We start from the raw sequence: 15,094 nt of genomic DNA, 5'->3' as shown, positions 1-15,094 counted from the left end.
GTCCTTAATTGGCTTTCGCAGAATCCGAGAGTACAAAGCCTTTGAACAACTTCGATCCTTGACTGATCCTTCCAAGCGCGTCGGCTGTTTTCATCAGTTCGGGGGCCAGTCGCTCAACCTTTCCTTCGTCCATGCGGTAAGTCGGGCCAGCAATGCTGACAGTTCCGATCAGCCTCCCTTCGAAAAGAACAGGCGCTGCAATGGCGGTCATGCCCTCGGTGCATTTGTTGACGGCGATTGCGTATCCACGGTTGCGTGTTTCCTCGAGAATGGGCAGCAACTCATTCAGGTTGATTTCAGGTGCGGACGTGCCGCATGCCGACAGCACGTTCAGGAGTTCGGTGTTCGGTATGAATGAGAGAAACGCGGTTCCATTCGCGGAAAGCGGAGATACGCGTGCGCCTTGCTCCGCGCTTGGGTCATACTTGAAGCCGGAACGCACGCCCTGAGAAACGGCTACCCAGATTAGTGTGTTGCCATCGTAAACACTCAGCCGGACCAGCTCTTCACTGGTCTCCGCCAGCCTGTCCAACTCGGGTTGTGCGAGGTCGTTTATTCCACAGCGACCAAGGAAAGTAAGGCCTAGCGCCGGTAGTTTCAGTGACAGTGAGTAGTTTCCGTGGGCTTCGGGCTGGACAACATAGCCCTGACTCAAAAGTTCATTCAGCGTTCGATGCACACCGCTCGGAGGGGCATTTAGAGCCTCCGCAACTGCAGCGACCGACATGCCTCTCGTTTCTCTTGATAGGAGCTCCAGAATGCGGAGTGAACGGACCAGTGCGCTCGCCATGTGACTTGGTTTCCGGAATGCTGTTTCGAATTCTGGTCAGAATACCGGACATTTTCACTCAAATCCACCATGGATCTTGTTTTATGATTATAATCTTGAATGGCATTCCAGTTTTGTATATGAGTCCGAATATGGCGAGATATGAGGCTCACGAAAGGGAGGAGAGCATGGCAAATCGTGTTGATAGAACGCGCAGGGGAGTGCTGGCTGGGTTGGTTGGCTCGGCCGCAATCGCAGCCTTTCCAGGAAGAGGGCTGGCTGCCGATCAATTCAACTGGCGGGCCGTGGCGCTGCATCGCAGCGGTGAAGGTATTAAGAAGTGGACTTGGCTCCAGGAAGAACTGCCGGCGCGTACGGGCGGTCGAATTCAGCTGGATGTGGTTACTGCGCAGGAGATGGGGCTGACCGGGACTGAGCTGTCTCGCCTTCTTCGATCAGGTGCGATCCAGATGGCCGAGGTGAACTCGACCTATATCGCTGGTGACTTCCCGCTGGTCGAAGCAACCGAGCTTCCTGGCGTGGTGCGCAGTTTCGCGGACGGGCAGAAGATTGTTCGTTCGTGGTCGAAGAATGTGGTTGCGCCGGCTGCTGACAAGATCGGTGGGCAGACGATTGGTGATTTCGCGTGGAGCTCCGGTTTCCTCTTCACGAAGTTCCCGGTGAACAGCCTGGAAGATCTCAAGGGCAAAAAAATCCGCGTTTTTTCGCCCGGGCTGGCAGCTTATGTCGAAGCTCTTGGCGCGACTCCGATCAGCATGCCCCTGTCTGAAGTTTATAGCGCTTTGCAGCGCGGTTTGATGGATGGCGTCCTTACGGGAACGGACCAAATCAATTCTATGAAAATGTGGGAGATCGCTCCGTATTTGACTGATGTTCGTCTGGCCCCCACGAGCGCTTACATCATCGTCAGCCAGCGTCACTGGGATGCTCTGCCGGAAGATCTAAAAGAGATCGTGGCCGGTCTCGGTCGTGAAATGACACAGCTTGGTTGGGAACTCGGTGCAGACAATGACCGCATCGGTTTCGAGGCGGCGCGCGCCAACAACATGACGATAACCGTTCCTGTGCCTGAAGACTGGAGCGTCACTCTGGATCAGGTCGCGCGTGAAACCATCATTCCCTGGTGGGTTGGGCGCGTAGGAGGTGATGCCGGTTCTCTTTACAATGAATACATCGGCTCAATAACCGGAATTGAGATCTGACATCATTGATTATCCCCTCCATCCAGATGGGGTGGAGGGGCTATGGAAGGGGACGAAGATGTCTATCTTCAGTGCGACCATAAGCCGGATCAACAGGGCTATGGCAACGGTTTCCGGCGGTGCATTTCTGCTGATCTCTCTCGTGATCACGTATGACGTGATTGTCCGTTCTCTGGGAGGGCGGGCGCTCGGCTATGCGGATTTGCTGTCGTCTTTGGCGATGGTGCTTGGGGCGACTGCCGCGCTTGGCTATGCACTGCAGGTTGATGCCCATGTGAAAGTTGAGATCCTGACCCATTTGATGGGTAGTCAGCTCAAACGCGCCATGACGGTGTTTTCGCTCGGGCTGCTGTTCCTCTTCAGCGTGACACTGACGTGGCAGGCTTGGGTGCTTGCGCTGGATTCCTGGCGTATGGGCTCTTTCATGCCGCAGACCATCTTTTCGATCAAACTGGCCGTGCCACAACTTGTAGCCGCGTTCGGGTACACGATGTTCTCCCTGCAGGCATTGGTGGCAACCCTGGACTTCGTTGTCTCGCGTGATCCGGTTTCCGAGAGGGAGGCAGCCTGATGGTCGTTCAAGTCGCAATTACCATCGTGTTTGTTCTGCTCGTTGCATTTGCCGTGGGCCTACATGTTGGTGTCGCGCTGGGGCTCGCTGCGCTGGTGGCCGGAACGCTGTTCGTTGGCGATGTCTGGGAGTTCTTTGGGCATATCCCCTGGGCCGTAAACAGCAGTCTGACAATGGTGGTGGTGCCGCTCTTCATACTCATGGGGGAGATACTGATCCGGGCAGGCTTGACCGAAGATCTCTACAACACAATGTCGAAGTGGCTTAACCGTGTGCCTGGGGGATTGTTGCATACGAACATTCTTTCTTCAGGGATTTTCGCCGCAATCAGCGGTTCGTCGGTGGCAACTGCATCGACCATCGGATCCGTAGCGTTGCCGACCATGGCACGACTGAATTACCCGGAGAGAATAACGCTTGGCAGTGTTGCTGCGGGCGGCACGCTCGGCGTCCTCATACCGCCCAGCATCATCATGATCGTCTACGGACTGGTTGCCGAGGTGTCGATCGGGCAGCTTTATGTGGCTGCAATCATTCCGGGCATCATGTTGATGGCGTTGTTCATGCTGAGCATAGTGGTCTACGCTCTTGCAAGCGGGATGACGAGGAAGGTTGCTCTTCCGGAAAAGGTCAGCTGGCGGGAAAAATTCAAGTCCCTTGTAACAATCTCTCCGATTCTTCTTCTGATTGGTGCTGTACTGGGAACAATTTATCTCGGTGTGGCGACAGCGATAGAGGCCGCGGCCATTGGTGTTGTGGGCGCACTGTTGATTGCGCTGTTAAAGCGCCGGGTAACTGTAAAGATGCTGGGCGAAACGTTTCGTGCTACCGCCGCAACAACGGCGATGGTCATGTTCATCGTCCTTGGCGCTTTTCTCTTGCAGTTCGTTCTTTCCTTTGTCGGGCTCCCCATGGCGCTCTCCCGCTGGGTGACCTCGTTCGGACTTAGCCCGTTGGAACTGGTTCTGTTGATGTGCCTGGTCTATGTGCTGCTCGGCATGGTCATGGATGGTCTCGCAATCATCGTGGCGACGCTGCCAATCTTCTTGCCAATGTTGACGGCGGCCGGCGTGGATCTGGTCTGGTTCGGTGTCATCGTGGTGATCCTGGTAGAGCTGGCGCTTATCACCCCGCCGGTCGGTATGAACCTCTTCGTAATACAAGGCATTCGTGCGCGGCGCTCCGACGTGAGCGAGCGAATGAGCGATGTGGTTATCGGTGTTCTACCGTTTGTCGGGGCAATGCTGATCATGCTCGCGCTGATCATCGCAGTGCCGTCACTCACGACCGTCCTGCTTGGCAACGTCAAATAATCCATCTTGGCTAACAACTTAGCGATTTAACGTCTCCGCCTTCCCGGGCTTTGAGGAATTAAACATGAATACCTATGACCTGAATGGTCGCACTATGGTCCTGGCGGGCGGTAGTGGCGGCATCGGACTTGCGGCGGCAAAACTCGCGCAGAAGAGCGGTGCGCGTGTTTACATCTGGGACCTGCGCGCCCCCGAGCATGCAGACGGAATAGGGTTCATCGCCTGCGATCTTACCGACTCGAGCTCAATTGCAGAGGCGCGTGAGCAGACAATGGAAGCCGGCGCCAAGATAGACATTCTCGTAAATTGCGCAGGTATCATCGGGCCGACGGCGGCTGTCGGTGCGTATCCTGAGGAGGACTGGCGTCGTGTAATCGACGTTAATCTGACGGGCTCATTCCTTTGCTCGCAGGCTGTCGTTCCCGGAATGAAAGACCAGGGCTACGGACGCATCGTCAACCTATCGTCCATTGCGGGCAAGGAAGGGAATGCGAACCAGTCTGCTTACTCGGCGGCAAAAGCGGCAGTCATTGCGCTGACCAAGAGCATGGGAAAGGAACTCGCCCAGTCTGGGGTTCTGGTTAACTGTATCACACCTGCCGTCATAGAAACCGAGCTGATTTTCCAGATGACGGAAGTCCAGCGCAACACCGTGCTTTCGAAGATTCCGGTTGGCCGCCCCGGCAAAGCCGAAGAAGTCGCGAACATGATCGTCTGGCTGTGTTCCGAACAATGCTCGTTCTCCACCGGCGCGGTCTTCGACCTGTCGGGTGGGCGAGCCACGTACTGAGGAGTAAAAACGTGTTCTATGAACTGACCACCCTAAACACTGTCATCTTCGGCGCGCCGAAGATGTCCAGCGCTCTGGAACAGTGGGCGAAGGACTTGCCCGCAGGAGCCCGTTTTCATGGGGCCTGGACGACGGATATCGGGCAGTTGAACCAGGTGATCCTGCTTCGATCCTTCGAGAATCTCGAAATGCTCAACAAAGCCCGCAATGCTTTGCGCGGTAGCGAAGATCCCTTCGGATGCAGTGAGTTCATTATCGATTACGATATTGAGACATTTGAGATGCTGGACTTTCTGCAGGAGCCGCAAGAAGGCAAATTCGGTCCCATATTTGAGTTCCGAACCTATCAGACACGAACCAATGGTCTGTTCGAGACGCGTGAGAAATGGCGTTCCTACGCACCGAAGCGCGCAGAATACTCCCCTTTGATCGCGGCGATGTATGGGGTCGACGGCAGCCCTCGGCTCACCCAGATCTGGGCCTACAGTTCTCTCGAAGAGCGCTCCCAAATCAGGGCAAAAACGGTGAGCGACGGAATCTGGCCGCCGAAGGGTGGGCCTGATTGGCTGACCCCCAAGATGACTTCGATGATCGCTTTCCCAATGGCGTTTTCACCGCTGAGCTGATCGCCGGTGCGGGCTCGAACATTGGCGGGCCCGCACGTCAACCTGAGTTGCTTTTTTGGAGAATGCTCATGTCTCGAGCCAAGCCTCGTGTCCCGGAGACAGTTGATCTGCTGGTCATCGGCGCCGGCGCCGGTGGTATGTCTGCCGCACTGGCCGCCTCAATTGAAGGGCTCGAAGTACTGCTATGCGAGAAGACAGACCAGGTTGGTGGAGCGCTGTCCACTTCGGCCGGCACCGCATGGATCCCCGGAAACTCTCTCGGTGCTTCAGTGGGCCAGCCAGACACGACTGAAGCAGCTGAGGAGTTCCTGTCGCATACGGTTGGGGATGTGCAGGGGCTTGCGCAAAGAAAGGCTTTCCTGGCCTCTGGTCCTGCTGCGATCGACTACTTTTCGGAGCATTCAAAGGTAAAGTTCGAGGCAGCGGCGGCGTTGCCCGATTATCTGGATGGCCCGGGGGCAGCATTTGGCGGCCGGGCACTGACACCTCTGCCATTTGATGGGCGGGAACTCAAAGAGAACTTCGCTCATCTGAGGCCGCCGCGTGAAGAGTTCCTCGGCCTCGGGGGCATGATGGCTGGCCGTCATGAACTGTTCAAGATGCTGGCGCCTTTTCGATCTCTTGAAAACCTCAAAACCACCATCACGATTGTTGGCCGGTATTTCATCGACCGTCTCAGCCATTCTCGCGGAACGCGCCTGGTTATGGGAAATGCGCTGGCAGGAAGACTGTATCTAAGTCTTCTTGAGCGTGGTGTGAAACCCGTGTTCAACACATCGCTCGTCCAGCTGATTGAAAGCGATGGGACTGTCAGTGGCGCAATCCTGGAAACGCCTGATGGCCAGAGACGTGTAATGGCGCGACGGGGCGTGGTGCTCGCTACGGGAGGAATCTCATGGCACTACGGGTTGCGGAGCCGTTTCTTTCCGGCGCCGGTGGAGCATTATTCTCTTGCTCCTGCTGCAAACACTGGCGATGGCGTCGACGCAGCATTGAAGCTTGGTAGCAGCTTCGACGCTGGCGGTGTTTCGCCTGCTTATTGGATGCCGTGCTCCACATATCGCCGCGCCTCTGATGGCAAACGTATGTATTGGCCGCACATCCTGCTGGACCGTGCAAAGCCTGGCTTGCTTGCGGTCAAGCGTGACGGAGCGCGCTTTGCGAACGAGGCAGATTCATATCATGATTTCTGCATCGCCCAGATGCGAGACGGCGGACAGCATCCAGCTTTTCTGCTGTGCGATCACCGCTTCATGAAGACCTATGGGCTCGGGTTCGTACTGCCGGGGGGGCATGGGCTCTCCCGCTTCAAGCGCAATGGTTATCTGACAGTTGCAGAAACCATCGAGGCATTGGCGGCCAAGCTTAATATTGACCCTGTGGCGCTGAGGGAAACAGTTCGGCGCTACAATGAGGCTGCAGTGCAGGGTGTTGACCCGGATTTTGGGCGTGGGGTGACCACGCTGAACAGGTTCAACGGTGATGGCGACAACAAGCCGAACCCGTGTCTGGCTCCCTTTGGAGACGGCCCTTTCTATGCTGTCGAAGTCAGCCCTGTTGATCTTGCTACCAGTGCCGGTCTGATGGTTGATGAGTTCAATCGTGTCTTGGCCGAAGATGGGAAGCCGATAGAGGGGCTCTATGCAAACGGCAATGATGCAGCTTCGATCTTTCGAGGCGTATATCCTGGACCTGGTATCGCTATCGGGCCTGCTCTTACCTTTGGCTGGCGAATAGCTTGCCATGCGGCGGCCAAACCGCTCTGATGGGGGAAGCCTTCCAAAGCGTGCACGCGTGGTCGCACGGTGCGCCCTAAGCTGGCGCGGTGCGATGCGTCATTGGACCTCGCTGAAACGCGGATTTGAGGTGTTTGGGTCCATGCCCCTAGGTGTGGACCTGTTCTGCCTGCTTGTGAAGCAGTCGCACCAGAAGCTCGGTGGGGCTATTTTTATCGAAGTCGAACTTTCTGGTAATTCCGACAGCGCCTGCCATGTAGTCCGCTTTCAGGTCCAGAGTGATTAGTGTGCCGCGTTTGAGTTCGCGTTCGACGACCCCGCGTGAGATGAACCACAGCATGTCGGACTGTTCGATTAGCGAAAGCGCTACGGGGAGTGCGACTGCTTCGAACGCCGGAACAAGACCGCTCAGCCCCTGCGCGGCGAGATACTGATCCACCTTTTGACGAATGATCGCCCCAGGGTTCGGGACGATTAGTGGGTAGGATGTCAGGACGTCTGGCGCGGTGCAGGGGAGCGCGGGATGATCCCGGCGCGCCACAAGAACCACAGGCTCATCATATAGATGCTCGAAAGAAAGACCGGGCATGTTTTTTGCTGAAGGCATGCGTCCGACCACAAGGTCTACACCGCCAGAGCGGAGCTTTTCCAGCAGATAACCATTTGGCCCGGTGATGACGCCTATGCGCAGATCCGGCCTGGAATGGTGGAGTTCCAGCGCGACCGATGGAAAAAAGTCGCCGGCCACGCTGGGGAGGACGCCAACCTTGATAAGCCCCGGCGCGCCCCCGCCAGAGAGATTCCGCACGCCGGTTTCCAGGCTTTGTAAAGCAGCAAGCGCGTGAACCCGAAAGCTCTCGCCTGCGGGTGTGAGGACCGCGCGGCGTGCCGTGCGTTCCAGCAGGGGAGTTCCCAGGAGAGCTTCAAGCTCACCGATGGTTTTTGAGAGCGCCGGCTGAGATACGTTTCGTGCCCGCGCAGCGGCTGAGATCGTACCGCTTTGCGAAACAGCAAGAAACGCCTCCAGATGGCGCAGTTTAAGACCATTGAGCATATTCATTTGGTTATGCTTTTAGGTCTTTTTTGTATTTTTTTGAATAGAAAAATTATGGCACTTCCTGCTCAGGAGGCGCTCAATGAAAACACTGGAATGTGGCTGGGGAACCATGCATCTCAGCGTAGCCGAAAGGGGGCGAACGTCGCTTGTGTTCGTTAATTCGCTCGGCACCGACCTGCGGATGTGGGATTCCACAATAGCAAATCTGCCCTCGGATTGGACGAGCCTGCGAATGGACAAGCGAGGGCATGGCCTCTCTGACAACGCGCCGAAAGGCTATGGCATTCCCGATCTTGCGACGGATGTGATTTCTGCATTGGATCACGTCGGTATGGGCAGTGCGGTGATCGTGGGATGTTCGGTTGGTGGATTGATTGCGCAACAAGTTGCACTCATGGCGCCAGAGCGGGTGGATGCTCTTGTTCTATCGAACACGGCAGCCGTGCTTGGAGCGCCACAGAATTGGCAGGCCCGCATTGATGATGTGAACGAATTCGGCATGGCTGAGATGGCTGAACGTATCATGCCTCGCTGGTTTGCCCCGAAAATGCTCAATCACCCTGAAGCGGCGCTTTGGCGAACGCTTCTCGCACGCTCGGACGCGCAGGGTTATGTTGCGACATGCGCTGCCATTGCGGGCACGGATCTCACGGACAGGCTTGGGGAAATCTCTCAACCGGCACTGGTTGTCGGAGGGCAAGACGACTTGGCAACACCGCCCGCCGTCGTCGAGATGCTGGCGCACAGATTGCCCTGCGCCGAGTTGGTGATGCTTGAGGGTGTTGGCCATCTGCCAGCTATTGAGGCGCCGAAGGCTTTTTCCGAACTCATTGTAAACTTCGTGGAAGGGATCGTTCGATGAACGAGACATTTGATCGCGGGATGCGTGTGCGCCGTGAGGTTCTTGGCGACGATCATGTGAACCGCGCTGAGGCTGCGAAGACCTCATTTGACCACCCCTTCCAGTCGCTGATCACTGAAAGCGCGTGGGGCACAGTCTGGGCGTCTGATCGCATCACCAGGCGCGAGCGCTCAATGCTGACAATCGCCCTTCTGGCGGCGACGGGCAGCTTTGATGAAATCCCGATGCACATTCGCGCCACCGACAGAACTGGTGCGTCGCAAGAGGATATCTCGGAGGTGCTGCAGCACGTGGCGATCTATGCAGGTGTGCCAAAAGCCAACCACGCCCTGAAGATCGCTAAGCAAACCTACGCTGAGATCGAGGAGATTGAGGAATGATCGACCTTGGACCGCTGATTCCGCGAAACTCTACGGTGCATCCGGACGCTCGAGATCCGGAGTACAAAACGAGCGTCACGCGTTCACCCAACTTGCCATTGCTCTCAATGGAAAGTACTCCGTCGGAGGAAACAGGACCGACTTTTGGACACAGTCAGATTGGACTGTTTGACAATAATCTGATCTTAAACTGGACGAAAGGGGACGCGCCCGCCATAGGCGAGCGCATCCTTGTGCATGGTCGTGTTCTGGATGAGACGAGCCGCCCGGTCCCCAATACGCTGGTTGAAATCTGGCAAGCCAATGCCGGTGGGCGCTACCGGCACAAGAAGGATGGCTATCTCGCACCGCTGGACCCGAATTTCGGTGGTTGCGGTCGAACTCTGACCGATGCGGACGGTTATTATGAGTTCCTGACGATCCGTCCAGGCGCATACCCCTGGCCGAACCGCGGGAATGACTGGCGTCCGATGCACATCCACGTCTCAGTCTACGGTCAGAGCTTCGGCCAACGGTTGATCACCCAGATGTATTTTGAAGGTGATCCGCTCATAGACCATTGCCCGATTGCTGCGACGATCAAGGATCGCTGTTCGCTCGACCGTCTGGTCGCGCCCCTCGACTTCACAAAGTCACGCCCGCTCGACTTCCTGGCATACAAATTTGACATCGTTCTGCGAGGGCGTCGCCAGACCATGTTTGAGAACAAGCTGGAGGGTATGTGAGAATGGTCCAGAATCTCGGGGTTTTACACGAGACGCCTTCGCAGACCGCAGGCCCTTATGTCCACATCGGTTTGATGCCGTCCTATGCAGGAAACAGCGGCACATATGCTGATGAGGTAGGCACAACACCCATCAAAGGGGAGGTGCGGGGAGAAATAATCGAGATTACCGGCTCTGTCTTTGACGGCATGGGCTGGGCGATGCGGGATGCGCTTATTGAGAGTTGGCAATGTGATGCCAGCGGTGTTTTCCCGGGCAATGAGGGGGCGGATCCGAACTTTTCCGGTCATTGCCGCTTCGCAGCTGACGCGGAGACCGGTGAGTTCACTCTCCGCACCGTCAAGCCAGGTTCTTATCTGGGGCGTTCTGGCGTCAGAAGTGCGCCGCATATTTCTCTCTGGATCGTTGCGCGCGGGATCAATCTCGGGCTCAACACCCGTGTTTACTTCGAGGACGAAGACAACAGCTTTGACCCGTTGTTAAAGCGCATCGACCCGGCACCGCGTGTTAAAACCCTCTTGGCCAATAGGGTCGATATCGGCCGATATCGTTTCGACATTCGCCTTCAGGGGGAGGGAGAGACTGTGTTTCTCGAGGTTTAGAGAGACAACGTAGTCAGCCTGTTTTCTGCAGTACAAACACGACACATACAATGGGTCCATCCGTTTTCGAACATCCTTGGCTTGGCGGTCATTTTCGTGACCCAGACATGGCAGCGATCCTGACGCCCGAACGCCAGATGATGCACATGCTGAATTTCGAAGCTGCCTGGTTACGCGCATGCGGGAAGGTAGGCTTGTTCGAAATGCTGCAGGCTGAGGAGGCCGCGAGCGCCATCGAGAGGGCTACAGTGGACTTTGCGGACATAGGCTTGGGAATGGCGGTCGACGGCGTGCCGATCCCAAGGCTCGTCAAGCAACTGAAGGCGATCACGTCCGTCGACGAGGTTCATCGGGGGGCCACGTCTCAGGATGTGGTGGATACCGCAATGGTGCTGGCCTTGAAGGAGGCAACCAACCTTATCGTCTCTCGGTTGACCGAAGCGAGCACGTTGCTTGGTGAGCTTGATGAGAATTTTGGGGGCGCGCCACTTATGGGCCGGACACGGATGCAGGCAGCCACAGAGATTACCGTGAGTGATCGTTTGGCGGCTTGGCATCTGCCTCTTCTGGAACATCTCGCCCGTCTGCAACAGGTGCGTTCACGCGTGGAGCGGGTTCAGATCGGTGGAGCAGCCGGCGATCGCAAGGCTCTTGGAGATAAGGGAGATGCGGTCGTGGCTGATGTCGCAAGCGCACTGGGGCTTCTGCCGACACAGAAAGCCTGGCATGCAATGCGCGACGGCATAGCCGAATATGCTTCTCTGCTTTCACTCGTAACAGGCACGCTTGGCAAAATCGGTCAGGATGTTGCGCTGATGGCCCAGCAGGGGATAGACGAAATCGGGCTGTCTGACGGTGGGAGCTCCTCTGCAATGCCGCATAAGCAAAATCCGGTTTCGGCCGAACTGCTTGTTACGCTTGCTCGTTTCAATGCGGTTCAGGTTTCCGCCATGCATCATGCGATGCTTCATGAGCAGGAACGGTCAGGAGCGAGTTGGACACTTGAGTGGATGGTCTTGCCTCAAATGCTCATGGCCACCGGACGCTCACTCTCTGTCGCCATTAAATTATTCCAGAATGTAACGCGAATTGGTTGGACCGGCTGAGCTGGTTGCTCGTGCCTCATTCTCAAAGCTGCGGTTCGGCCGCGACGAGACCTCTTGCCACAAGGTCAGCCCATTCGCCCGCATCCGTTTCCGAGGCGATGAGGTCATTGCGGATTTCGATCTCGACGCAGGGAATGCCGCGCTTCTCGCCATGAACCGGCACCGCATAGTCGGTGGCGTCGCTGACTGCATAGGGCTGGTTGCTGCCCACGCACAGATCCGTGTTCTTGCGAAACCAGTCGAGCATGGCCGGTGAGAGTGTCTCGTCCCGATTGAACAGAATGCCGATTTCCCAAGGGCGGCTCTTCCCCAGAAACACCGGTGTGAAGGAGTGGATCGTGACCAGCCGGGTCTTGCGGCCTGCTTTCGTGCGTTCGTCCAGCGCCGCCGAAACGGCGTTGTGGAAGGGCCAGAAGATCTCGTTGGCGCGCATGTTGCGGTCGCTCGCGGAGAGGTTCCTGTTGGCCGGGACTTCGGTGCCCTCGCTGATTTCCGGCGCGAAGGTGGCGACATCGGGCTGGCGGTTGCAGTCGCAGACAAGCCGAGAATAGCGCTGCGTGTAAAGCGGCGCGTTCAGAAGCTCAGACAGTTTTTTTGCCACCGAAAGCGCACCGATATCCCAGGCGATGTGGCGCTTGAGATCCGTCTCTGAAAGCCCCATCGTGCCGAGACTCTGCGGAATGCGCCGCCCCGCATGTTCGCAGATGATGAAGTAATCCGACCCGGCGGATTCGTTGAATGTCTCCAGAGGGTGCGGCTCGTGCGCCGCAAGGACCCGAAGAGGGGCGGTTTCATTCAAATCGGACACGCAGATGCCTCCCGCAAATTTTGTATGAAATCGTACAAATCCATTTGTTTTATTGCAAGATGTATCTTTTTGTTGACGCTGGTCCTGCCGCCGCCATATCGTTGGGTCAACAACAGGGGAGCGAGTTTGTCGTGAGTGACACGCCGGTTATCGAGGCTTCGGGCCTTGCGAAACGGTTTGGCGGGCTCTTGGCCGTCGATGGATACGATTTGCAACTCGACAGGGGGGATCTTGTCGGGCTGATCGGGCCGAATGGCGCAGGCAAGACGACGGCTTTCAATCTTCTGACGGGCGTGCTCAGGCCGTCATCCGGCAGGATTTCCGTGAACGGTGCAGACATGACCGGACAGCCGCCACACATGATGGCGCGCGCCGGGCTCGCGCGAACGTTTCAGAATATCCGCCTGTTCGAGGATCTGAGCGTGCTCGAGAATGTCATGTGCGGCGGGCATATGCGCCACTCGGCGAGCACACTCGCCACAATGCTTCAATTGCCGTCCTTCTGGCGCGCGGAAGAGACGCTACGCCAGATGAGCCGTGACATCGTCGACCGGATTGGCCTCAGCGCCTTTGCGCAGCAGCGCGCGGGCGATCTTTCCTATGGCGATCAGCGACGGGTGGAAATTGGCCGGGCGCTCGCGGGCGAGCCTGCGGCGCTGCTTCTTGACGAGCCGGCCGCCGGTCTCAACCCGTCCGAGACGAGCGATCTCGTTTCATTCATCCGCCAGGTCAATGCGGAGTTCGGGATCGCCGTTCTGGTGGTCGAGCACGACATGCATCTGGTGATGGGGCTTTGCGACCGCATTCAGGTTCTCAACCGCGGCAAGCTCATCGCAGAGGGGTCCCCGCAGGAGGTGCAGAAGGATCCGGCGGTCATCGAGGCGTATCTCGGCACCGGACGCAAGGAGAAGGCCCATGCTTGAGGTGCGCGATCTCAATGTCTATCGCGGCGCGACACATGTGCTCAAAGGCGTGTCCTTCGATGTGCGACAGGGGCAGCTTGCGGCGCTGATCGGTGCGAATGGCGCAGGCAAATCGACTACGCTTTTGACACTCTCGGGGCTTCTTCGCCCGCGCTCCGGCAGCGCTACCCTCAGGACCGACGGCGCGGAGCTGGATCTGACCCGGCTCTCATCGGAAAAGATCGTGCGCGCGGGGCTGATCCATTGCCCGGAGGGGCGGCAGATCTTTCAGTCGCTGAGCGTTGCGGAAAACCTGGACATGGGCGCCTACACACAGCGCGACCGCGCCGAGGTGCGCCGCACGATGGAGGAGGTGCACACGCTTTTCCCCATTCTGGCGGAGCGGGCCAATGTGGCGGCGGGCTCGCTTTCGGGTGGTGAGCAGATGATGGTTGCCATCGGCCGGGCGCTTCTCGCCAAGCCGAAAATGCTGTTGCTCGACGAGCCATCTCTTGGCCTCGCGCCGCTGGTGGTGGAAACGATTTTCGACGTGATCCAGCGGCTGAAATCCACCGGCGTCACCATTCTTCTGATCGAGCAGAACGCGGCTATGGCGCTGGAGATCGCAGACGCCGCCCATGTCATGGAAAACGGGAGCATCGTCTTGTCGGGAACGGGTGAGGAACTCGCCAGCAATGACCGTGTGCGCCAGTCCTATCTGGGGGTGGCGGCATGAGCCAGTATCTGTTTCAGCAAATCATCAACGGTCTGGCGCTGGGCAGTCTCTACGCGCTCGTCGCCATCGGGTTTTCGATGATCTACGGCATTGTCCGGTTGATCAATTTTGCCCATGGCGACCTCGTGATGATCGGGGCTTTTTCCACCCTTGCGCTTGTGACGGCCGGTGTGCCCTGGCCGCTGATCCTGGTCTTCGTTCTGGCCATCGGCGCGATTGCCGGCATGACCATCGAGACCATCGTTTTTCGGCCGATACGTGGCGCAAGCCAGGTAACGGGCTTCATCGCGACACTGGCGGTTTCGATTGCCATTCAAAACAGCGCGCTGATGATCCTCTCCGGGCAGCCGCGCAATTTCCTCTTTCCCGCCTTCATGCGCCAGCGCGTGGGTTTTGGCGGCGTGAACGCCTCGCTGACGGACATCGCCATCATCGTTCTGACGCTTCTTCTGATCGGCGGTCTCTTCCTCGTGGTTTACCGCACGCGGCTTGGCCGGGCGATGCGCGCAACGGCGGAAAACCTGACGGCGGCGCGCCTGATGGGCGTGGCGGTGAACCGCACGATCCTCGCCGCCTTCGCCATCGGCAGCGCGCTTGCCGCCGTCTCCGGCCTGTTCTGGGGAGGCAAGTTCGGGCAGATCGATCCACTGCTTGGTTTCGTGCCCGGCCTGAAGGCCTTTGTCGCCTGCGTGATCGGCGGCGTCGGCTCCATCGGCGGGGCCATGCTGGGAGGCTATATTCTCGGGCTTTCGGAAGTGCTGTTCGTGGGGCTCCTGCCACAGGAGTTCTCCGGCTACCGGGACACGTTCGTCTTTCTGCTGCTGATCGTGATCCTGCTCATCCGGCCCTCCGGCCTGTTCGTTCGCCAGACCGAGGAGCGCGCCTGAC

17 protein-coding genes are annotated in these 15,094 nt (G+C 57.6%); 14 read left to right on the top strand and 3 right to left on the bottom strand.

Annotated elements, in window-relative coordinates; genetic code table 11:
- Positions 1-4: 4 nt before the first annotated feature.
- Positions 5-727 (bottom strand): IclR family transcriptional regulator, encoded by a 723-nt coding sequence (locus tag AC4PTT_RS20675; RefSeq protein WP_492162911.1) that lies wholly within the window; start codon positions 725-727, stop codon positions 5-7.
- A 230-nt stretch (positions 728-957) separates the two neighbouring features.
- Here AC4PTT_RS20675 and AC4PTT_RS20670 point away from each other — a divergent pair, with 230 nt between their 5' ends.
- The 6 genes from AC4PTT_RS20670 to AC4PTT_RS20645 all read left to right on the top strand — a co-directional run bounded on the left by AC4PTT_RS20670 (position 958) and on the right by AC4PTT_RS20645 (position 7,058).
- Complete coding sequence (locus AC4PTT_RS20670) at positions 958-1,992, top strand: TRAP transporter substrate-binding protein (protein ID WP_317561590.1); 1,035 nt, start codon at positions 958-960, stop codon at positions 1,990-1,992.
- A 58-nt stretch (positions 1,993-2,050) separates the two neighbouring features.
- Positions 2,051-2,563, top strand: coding sequence for a TRAP transporter small permease subunit (locus tag AC4PTT_RS20665; protein ID WP_317561591.1), 513 nt, complete (start codon positions 2,051-2,053; stop codon positions 2,561-2,563).
- The gene (locus tag AC4PTT_RS20660; protein ID WP_492162910.1) at positions 2,563-3,876 is read left to right on the top strand and encodes a TRAP transporter large permease; all 1,314 of its coding nucleotides are present in this window, start codon (positions 2,563-2,565) and stop codon (positions 3,874-3,876) included. Before AC4PTT_RS20665 ends, AC4PTT_RS20660 begins: the two co-directional genes overlap by 1 nt.
- Before the next feature lie 64 nt (positions 3,877-3,940).
- Complete coding sequence (locus AC4PTT_RS20655) at positions 3,941-4,666, top strand: SDR family NAD(P)-dependent oxidoreductase (protein ID WP_492162909.1); 726 nt, start codon at positions 3,941-3,943, stop codon at positions 4,664-4,666.
- 11 nt (positions 4,667-4,677) lie between these two features.
- On the top strand, positions 4,678-5,292 hold the full coding sequence (locus tag AC4PTT_RS20650; RefSeq protein WP_317561594.1) for an NIPSNAP family protein: 615 nt from the start codon (positions 4,678-4,680) through the stop codon (positions 5,290-5,292).
- Positions 5,229-7,058, top strand: a complete 1,830-nt coding sequence (locus AC4PTT_RS20645) for an FAD-dependent oxidoreductase (RefSeq protein WP_492162908.1) — start codon at positions 5,229-5,231, stop codon at positions 7,056-7,058. The genes AC4PTT_RS20650 and AC4PTT_RS20645 overlap by 64 nt, the downstream gene beginning before the upstream one ends.
- A gap of 118 nt (positions 7,059-7,176) precedes the next feature.
- Here AC4PTT_RS20645 and AC4PTT_RS20640 read toward each other — a convergent pair whose 3' ends face one another.
- The gene (locus tag AC4PTT_RS20640; protein ID WP_492162907.1) at positions 7,177-8,088 is read right to left on the bottom strand and encodes a LysR substrate-binding domain-containing protein; all 912 of its coding nucleotides are present in this window, start codon (positions 8,086-8,088) and stop codon (positions 7,177-7,179) included.
- Between the two features lie 76 nt (positions 8,089-8,164).
- Between AC4PTT_RS20640 and pcaD the strand changes: the two genes are divergently transcribed.
- The 5 genes from pcaD (at position 8,165) to AC4PTT_RS20615 (ending at position 11,760) form a co-directional block, all read left to right on the top strand.
- A complete protein-coding gene (pcaD, locus tag AC4PTT_RS20635; RefSeq protein WP_492162906.1) occupies positions 8,165-8,947 on the top strand; it encodes a 3-oxoadipate enol-lactonase in 783 nt (260 codons plus the stop codon).
- Positions 8,944-9,327, top strand: a complete 384-nt coding sequence (gene pcaC / locus AC4PTT_RS20630) for a 4-carboxymuconolactone decarboxylase (protein ID WP_492162905.1) — start codon at positions 8,944-8,946, stop codon at positions 9,325-9,327. Before pcaD ends, pcaC begins: the two co-directional genes overlap by 4 nt.
- Entirely contained in the window at positions 9,324-10,052 is a 729-nt protein-coding gene (gene pcaH / locus AC4PTT_RS20625) for a protocatechuate 3,4-dioxygenase subunit beta (protein ID WP_492162904.1), read from the top strand. Before pcaC ends, pcaH begins: the two co-directional genes overlap by 4 nt.
- A gap of 2 nt (positions 10,053-10,054) precedes the next feature.
- Entirely contained in the window at positions 10,055-10,654 is a 600-nt protein-coding gene (pcaG, locus tag AC4PTT_RS20620) for a protocatechuate 3,4-dioxygenase subunit alpha (protein WP_492162903.1), read from the top strand.
- A 107-nt stretch (positions 10,655-10,761) separates the two neighbouring features.
- Complete coding sequence (locus AC4PTT_RS20615; RefSeq protein ID WP_492162902.1) at positions 10,762-11,760, top strand: 3-carboxy-cis,cis-muconate cycloisomerase; 999 nt, start codon at positions 10,762-10,764, stop codon at positions 11,758-11,760.
- Between the two features lie 22 nt (positions 11,761-11,782).
- Here AC4PTT_RS20615 and AC4PTT_RS20610 read toward each other — a convergent pair whose 3' ends face one another.
- Positions 11,783-12,568: an N-formylglutamate amidohydrolase gene (locus tag AC4PTT_RS20610; protein WP_492162901.1), complete on the bottom strand. Its 786-nt coding sequence runs from the start codon at positions 12,566-12,568 to the stop codon at positions 11,783-11,785.
- Positions 12,569-12,699: 131 nt separating this feature from the next.
- Between AC4PTT_RS20610 and AC4PTT_RS20605 the strand changes: the two genes are divergently transcribed.
- The 3 genes from AC4PTT_RS20605 to AC4PTT_RS20595 are packed head-to-tail and all read left to right on the top strand — an operon-like array spanning position 12,700 to position 15,093.
- Positions 12,700-13,491, top strand: coding sequence for an ABC transporter ATP-binding protein (locus AC4PTT_RS20605; protein WP_245447855.1), 792 nt, complete (start codon positions 12,700-12,702; stop codon positions 13,489-13,491).
- Positions 13,484-14,206, top strand: coding sequence for an ABC transporter ATP-binding protein (locus tag AC4PTT_RS20600; protein ID WP_113156687.1), 723 nt, complete (start codon positions 13,484-13,486; stop codon positions 14,204-14,206). Before AC4PTT_RS20605 ends, AC4PTT_RS20600 begins: the two co-directional genes overlap by 8 nt.
- Positions 14,203-15,093: a branched-chain amino acid ABC transporter permease gene (locus tag AC4PTT_RS20595; RefSeq protein WP_113156688.1), complete on the top strand. Its 891-nt coding sequence runs from the start codon at positions 14,203-14,205 to the stop codon at positions 15,091-15,093. The genes AC4PTT_RS20600 and AC4PTT_RS20595 overlap by 4 nt, the downstream gene beginning before the upstream one ends.
- Position 15,094 lies beyond the last annotated feature (1 nt).

The organism is Nitratireductor sp. WH36-1, assembly GCF_058725515.1.
This window is presented reverse-complemented; position numbering and strand designations above follow the sequence as displayed.